Annotated in this window: 6 protein-coding genes; 4 read left to right on the top strand and 2 right to left on the bottom strand. The window is 71.7% G+C overall.

The window, feature by feature from the left end; all coding sequences use genetic code 11:
- Positions 1 to 16 precede the first annotated feature (16 nt).
- Entirely contained in the window at positions 17 to 1,204 is a 1,188-nt protein-coding gene (locus KUF83_RS01625; RefSeq protein ID WP_254643221.1) for an acetyl-CoA acetyltransferase, read from the bottom strand.
- 140 nt (positions 1,205 to 1,344) lie between these two features.
- Between KUF83_RS01625 and KUF83_RS01620 the strand changes: the two genes are divergently transcribed.
- Both KUF83_RS01620 and KUF83_RS01615 read left to right on the top strand, forming a co-directional pair.
- On the top strand, positions 1,345 to 2,595 hold the full coding sequence (locus KUF83_RS01620) for an acyl-CoA dehydrogenase family protein (RefSeq protein ID WP_217452672.1): 1,251 nt from the start codon (positions 1,345 to 1,347) through the stop codon (positions 2,593 to 2,595).
- On the top strand, positions 2,595 to 3,107 hold the full coding sequence (locus KUF83_RS01615) for a nitroreductase family deazaflavin-dependent oxidoreductase (protein ID WP_217452671.1): 513 nt from the start codon (positions 2,595 to 2,597) through the stop codon (positions 3,105 to 3,107). The genes KUF83_RS01620 and KUF83_RS01615 overlap by 1 nt, the downstream gene beginning before the upstream one ends.
- A 109-nt stretch (positions 3,108 to 3,216) precedes the next feature.
- Here KUF83_RS01615 and KUF83_RS01610 read toward each other — a convergent pair whose 3' ends face one another.
- Entirely contained in the window at positions 3,217 to 3,864 is a 648-nt protein-coding gene (locus tag KUF83_RS01610) for a TetR family transcriptional regulator (protein ID WP_217452670.1), read from the bottom strand.
- 123 nt (positions 3,865 to 3,987) lie between these two features.
- Here KUF83_RS01610 and KUF83_RS01605 point away from each other — a divergent pair, with 123 nt between their 5' ends.
- Entirely contained in the window at positions 3,988 to 4,740 is a 753-nt protein-coding gene (locus KUF83_RS01605; protein WP_217452669.1) for a VOC family protein, read from the top strand.
- Between the two features lie 332 nt (positions 4,741 to 5,072).
- A partial coding sequence (locus KUF83_RS01600) for a serine/threonine-protein kinase (protein WP_217452668.1) occupies positions 5,073 to 6,001 on the top strand: 929 nt, incomplete at its 3' end.

Raw genomic sequence — 6,001 nt, 5'->3', positions numbered from 1 at the left:
CGAGCAGCCACGCCCCCTACCGTCCCAGCACCACCGTCCCCGACGAGCAGAACCAGCCCCCCGTTCCCGACGCCACCGCCAGTTCGGGCAGGTGGCCGTCCGGTTTGTGGACCTGGCGGTCGCCGGCCTCCCCTCGTAGCTGCCGTATGGCCTCGACCAGCAGGAACAGCCCCCGCATCCCCGGATGCTGGGCCGACAGCCCGCCCCCGTCCGTGTTGACCGGCAGCTCCCCGCCCGCCACCCGCAGCCGCCCCTTCTCCACGAACGCCCCGCCCTCGCCCTTCCCGCAGAAGCCGAGATCCTCCAGCGTCACCAGCGTCATGTACGTGAAGGCGTCGTAGATCTCCGCCAGGTCCACGTCCTCCGGGCGGACCCCCGCCCGCTCGAACGCGAGCCGCCCGCTCACCGCGGCGGGCGAGACCGTGAAGTCCTCCCACTCCGACATCGTCGTGTGGGAGACGTGCTCGCCGGTTCCGAGGACCCAGACGGGAGGGACACGGCAGTCCTGGACGTACTCCTCCGCCACCAGCAGCACCGCCGCCCCGCCGTCCGACCGTATGCAGCAGTGCAGCTTGGTGAACGGGTCGGCGATCACCGGTCCCGACAGCACGTCGTCGACCGTGATCGGGTCACGGAACATCGCGTCCGGGTTCAGCGCGGCGTTGTCCCGCGCCTGCACCGCCACCGCCGCCAACTGCTCGGGCGTCGTACCGTATTCGTGCATGTGCCGGCGCGCGGCCATCGCGTACTTGGCGACGAGCGTGTGTCCGTACGGGACCTCGAACTGCAACGGCCCGCGCGCCCCGAACGACAGGTTGCCCGTACGGCGGCCCGCCCGGATGTCCGCGCGGGCGGTGGATCCGTACACCAGCAGGACCGCGTTCGCGTGCCCGGCGGCGATGGCGTCCGCCGCGTGCGCCGCCATGACCTCCCACGTCGATCCGCCGACGGACGTGGAGTCGACCCAGGTCGGGCGCAGGCCCAGGTACTCGGCCACCTCGACCGGTGCCAGCGTGCCGAGGCCCGCCGACGCGAAGCCGTCGATCACCGACCGGTCCAGGCCCGAGTCGGCCAGGGCCCTGCGGGCGGCCTGGGCGTGCAGCGCGTACGGCGTGGCCTCGTCCAGGCGCCCGCAGTCGGAGAGGGCCACGCCGACGACGGCGACCCTGCGGTTCCCTGACGTCACGATCCGGGGCGGAGTCATGGAATCTGACGGTACATCAGATACCTGGTGACGCGGGAGGTGCCGGGACCCTGTGCATCTGCTGATGGTCGCTCTAACATGACGGCCCGTCAGATCTGGGAACCGGACGCCGGTCACCCGGCCCGGGGAGGAGCCCGCCGATGGACGCCACCTTCACCGCGGAACAGGACGAGATCCGCCGCACCCTCCGTGAGCTGCTCCTCAAACGCTGCGGTCCGGAGGAGGTCAGGGCCGCCGTGCGGACCACGGACGGCCACGACCCCGGACTCTGGGAGTCGCTGGCGCAGCAGCTCGGCCTGTCCGGCCTCGCGCTTCCCGAGGCGTACGGGGGAGTGGGCTGCTCCGTCACCGAACTCGCCCTTGCCGCAGAGGAGTTGGGGCGGGCGCTCGCCCCGTCCCCGCTGCTCGCGACGGCCGTCCTGAGTGCGCCCGTCGTACTGGCCCTGGGCAGTGAGAGCCAGCGGGCAGCGCTGTTGCCCCGCATCGCCTCCGGTGAACTCACCGCCGCGCTCGCAGTGTCGGGCGCCGCGCTGACCACCGCCCTCGGGCTGACCGGCGACAACCGCGGTGACTGGGCGGGCGGCGGCCGGGCGGGAGGCGTTCAGGCGCGGCGGGCCGACGGCGTGTGGCGGTTGTACGGGCAGGCCGACCAGGTCCTCGACGGGCACAGCGCGGACGTGCTGATCGTGCCCGCGCACACAGGTGGCTTCGCCCGCTCGCGCACCCTCTTCTTCCTCGTGAGGGAGGGCGCCACCCGCGTACGGCAGACCTCTCTCGACGAGACCCGCTCCCAGTGCCGCGTCCAGCTCCGTGACGTGGAAGCCGAACTGCTGGGCGACGATGGCGAAAGCAGCAGTGAAGTCCGCGGCGATGCCGACGGTTCGGACGCAGGCGAACGTGCGAGTGCCCGGGGGGCCGCCGACGCGGCCGCGGTGCTCAGCGCCGTCGGCGACTCGGCCGCCGCCGTCCTCGCCGCGGAGGCCGTCGGCGCCGCCGACCGGGTACTGGAGCGAACGGTGGAATACGTGCGGCAGCGCGAGCAGTTCGGGCGGCCCATCGGGTCGTTCCAGGCGGTGAAGCACCGGCTGGCCGACCTGTACGTGGGGGTCCAGGCCGCTCGTTCCGCCGCCTACTACGCGGCCTGGGCCACCGCCGAGGGCCAGGAGCGGGTCGGCGGGCTGGCGCTCGCGCAGGCCCTGGAGGCGCTGCGCGTCACCGCCTCCGAGGCCGTGCAGCTGCACGGCGGGATCGGGTTCACCTGGGAGCACGAGGCGCACCTGTACTTCAAGCGGGCGGCCGGCGACGAGCTGCTCTTCGGGCCGGCGCACCGGCTGCGCGCGTACGCGGCCGAGGAAGCGCGGCTGTTCGGCGGCGGGGAGGTGGCGGTCTGATGGGCGCCGGAGTCCGGATCGTGCAGAAGGTGTCCTCGGCACCCGCGTTCGCGAAGATCGCACCCCATCTCATTCCCGCCCTGGACCGTGCCGTCCACCGGCTCACCCGCGGAAAGGTCCTGCTCAGCGCCCAGATGCTGCCCGGTGTCATCCTCACCGCGCGGGGCGCGAAGAGCGGACTGCCCAGGCGTACGCCGCTGGCCTGCATGCCGGAAGGGGAGCAGGCGGGAGGGAAGCAGAGGGGAGCGAAGGGGGCGGCGACCACGAGCTGGGTTCTGATCGGGTCCAACTTCGGGCGCACCGATCATCCGGCGTGGACCGCCAACCTCCTCGCCCACCCGGACGTGGAGATCAGCTGGAAGGGCAGGGACATCCCTGTCACCGCCCATCTCCTGCGGGGCCAGGAGCGGGAGACGGCCTGGAAGGCTCTGCTGGAGTTCTGGCCGCCGTACGCGACGTACCAGGCGCGGGTGGAGCGGGAGATACGGCTGTTCCGGATAGTCCGGCGGTGAAGGGCTGACCCGCGGCGCCGGGAACGCGACAGGCGGCAGCCCACCGGAGTGAGCTGCCGCCCGTGTGACAGGACGTGTGCCTGGAAAGCCTGACGTTCGACGCGCCGGGCTACTTGGTGGGCTTCTTGCCGGTCACACCCAGATGCACCAACAGGGCGAGGTTCGGCTTCAGTTCAGCCTGCTTCACGCCCCACGTCTGGAAGCCCTTCTGGTGCGAGGCCACCGCCGCGAGCATCGCCACGAGGGAGCCGGCCATGGCCGCCGGGCTGACGTCCTTGTCGACCTTGCCCTTCGCCTGGAGCTCCTTGACGGTGTCCGTGAGGGAGTTGTTCACGGAGTTCAGGATCTTCATGCGGATCTTGTAGAAGCGTTTGTCGCCCTCGGCGGCGCCCAGGTCGACCACTCGGAGGATGGCGTCGTTTTTGCGCCAGAACTCGAGGAATCCGTCGACCAGTTCCTGCGCGGTCTGCCAGCCGGCCTTGCCGACCCAGGAGCGTCCCGCGAGGAGCTCGGTCAACCCGGCTCCCTCCGCCGCCATTTGCTCGGCGATCTCCAGGACGGCGCCCTCGACGTCCGGGAAGTACTGGTAGAAGGTCGCCGGTGAAGTGCCCGCCTTCCGCGCGACGTCGATGACTTTGACGTCGCGGTAGGGCGAGGAGCTGAGCATCTCGCTGAGGCAGTCGAGCAGCTTCTGCCGCGTCGCCTGCCCGCGCCGACCGGCCACACGGCCGTCGACGGTACGCACTTGTCCTGTCATGCCGTCAGCTTACCGAGGGGTGATCGGAGCGCGATTCGGCCGACTGCAAATGGGGTGCGCGGGCCCGCGGGGAGGGGTTCCGCCCGTCCTGCGGGATGAGTGAAACGCCGTTAGCTTGGCCGCATGGCTGGATCTGAGGCATCTGCCGCTTTCGCCGAGGGCGTCCCCTGCTGGATCGACGCCCAGCTTCCGGACGTCGAGGCGGGCAAGCGCTTCTACGGCGGGCTCTTCGGGTGGACCTTCGAGCCCTTCGAGGACGTGCGGGAGGCCGACAGCCCGTACGCGGGCGCCGTACGGGCTGATCTCGACGGTGGCGCCGTCGCGGCCCTGGTGCCGAAGCGCGACGGCCGTATGCCCACCGTGTGGACGGTCCACTTCGCCACTCCGGACGCCCCGGACCTGGCGGACCGCATCCGGAAGGCGGGTGGCCAGATCATCACGGCCCCCGTGCCGGTGGGCCCGTACGGCACCGCAGGTCTCGCCGCAGACTCCGAGGGCGCCGTGTTCGGGCTCTGGGAGGGCGGCACCCATCCCGGCTTCGGCAGGGGGCGCGGGCCGGGCACCTTCGGCTGGACCGAGCTGTACTCACGGGACACGGCCACCGCCGACGCCTTCTACCCCGGCCTCTTCCACGACGCCTTCTTCGGGCCCGGCACCACCCGCTCCTTCGGCCGCGCCCACATCGTTGACGTCTTCCCCGCGGAGATGCCGCCCCACTTCCTCGTGCACTTCGACGTCGCGGACTGCGAGGCCGAGCTCGGCGCGGTGACCCGGCTCGGCGGCCGGGTCCAGGTGCCGCCCTTCGGTACGTCGTACGGTCGCGTGGCCGTCGTCAGCGACAATCAGGGGGCGTCCTTCGCGCTGCTCCAGCGCTGAGAGGCGGGCCGTGGCGTACTCCGGCGCGGGAATTCTGGTTTCTCCGCCGCCGAAATGGGCGAGGCTCCAGGGCTGAAATGTGGGCGCGAAGCTCTGAAAGGCGCCGAAATCCACCGGCCGACGTTGAAAAGCAAGGCAGACCTGGGCTGTTTGCCCGTGAATAGTGGGAGACATCCCGATTCGATCCCGGGTTCGCAACCGGAGCCCCGGCCAGGAAGAATCGGGGGTGCGTGCCGCCGGAGCGGCTCGGTGGTGAGACGCTGCGCAGTGGCTGCGGCCGCGGCTGGAGCGGTGGCCGGAAGCGCGGCCGCGTACGGGGAGGTGGCAGGCAAGTGGTGGATCAGCTGACGCAGCACGATCCGCGGCGGATCGGGCCGTTCGAGGTGCTGGGACGGCTGGGAGCCGGCGGCATGGGGCTGGTCTATCTCGCGCGCTCGGCCTCGGGCCGGCGGGTGGCGATCAAGACGGTCAGGACGGAGCTCGCCGAGGACCAGCTGTTCCGGGTCCGCTTCTCCCGCGAGGTCGAGGCGGCCCGGGCCGTGTCCGGCTTCTACACCGCCGCCGTGGTCGACGCCGACGCGCGCGCGGCCGTGCCCTGGCTGGCCACCGCGTACGTGCCCGCGCCCTCCCTCGAGGAGATAGTGACCGAGTGCGGGCCGATGCCGGCCCAGGCCGTCCGCTGGCTCGCCGCGGGCGTCGCCGAGGCGCTGCAGTCCATCCACGGCGCCGGACTCGTCCACCGCGACCTGAAGCCCTCGAACGTCCTCGTCGTCGAGGACGGGCCGCGTGTCATCGACTTCGGTATCGCCTCCGGAGTGTCGAACACACGTCTGACGATGACGAACGTCGCCGTCGGGACGCCCGCGTACATGTCGCCCGAGCAGGCGAAGGACTCCCGCAGTGTGACCGGCGCGAGCGACGTCTTCTCGCTCGGCTCGATGCTCGTCTTCGCCGCCACCGGCCACGCGCCCTACCACGGCGCGAACCCGGTCGAGACCGTCTTCATGCTGCTGCGCGAGGGCCCCGACCTCGAAGGACTCCCGGACGAACTGCGTCCGCTCATCGAGTCCTGTATGCAGATGGAGGCCGCGGCCCGCCCGAACCCGGCCGACCTCCAGGCCCAGCTGGCCCCTCACCTCTTCGGCTCGGGCTCCGACGACAGCGGTACGGCCTCCGCGTGGCTGCCCGAGCGGGCCGTGACCCTGATCGAGACGCGCCGCGGCGGCCGCCCGGCCCCGAAGCCGTCGTCCGGCCGCAGCGG

This window comes from Streptomyces sp. BV286, assembly GCF_019090165.1.
In the GTDB taxonomy this organism is placed as follows: Bacteria; Actinomycetota; Actinomycetes; order Streptomycetales; family Streptomycetaceae; genus Streptomyces.
This window is presented reverse-complemented; position numbering and strand designations above follow the sequence as displayed.

Coding starts and splice junctions, on each gene's coding strand:
- KUF83_RS01610 (WP_217452670.1), bottom strand. CDS start 3,864: ATGACAGGACAAGTGCGTACCGTCGACGGCCGTGTGGCCGGTCGGCGC.
- KUF83_RS01615 (WP_217452671.1), top strand. CDS start 2,595: ATGGGCGCCGGAGTCCGGATCGTGCAGAAGGTGTCCTCGGCACCCGCG.
- KUF83_RS01620 (WP_217452672.1), top strand. CDS start 1,345: ATGGACGCCACCTTCACCGCGGAACAGGACGAGATCCGCCGCACCCTC.
- KUF83_RS01605 (WP_217452669.1), top strand. CDS start 3,988: ATGGCTGGATCTGAGGCATCTGCCGCTTTCGCCGAGGGCGTCCCCTGC.
- KUF83_RS01625 (WP_254643221.1), bottom strand. CDS start 1,204: ATGACTCCGCCCCGGATCGTGACGTCAGGGAACCGCAGGGTCGCCGTC.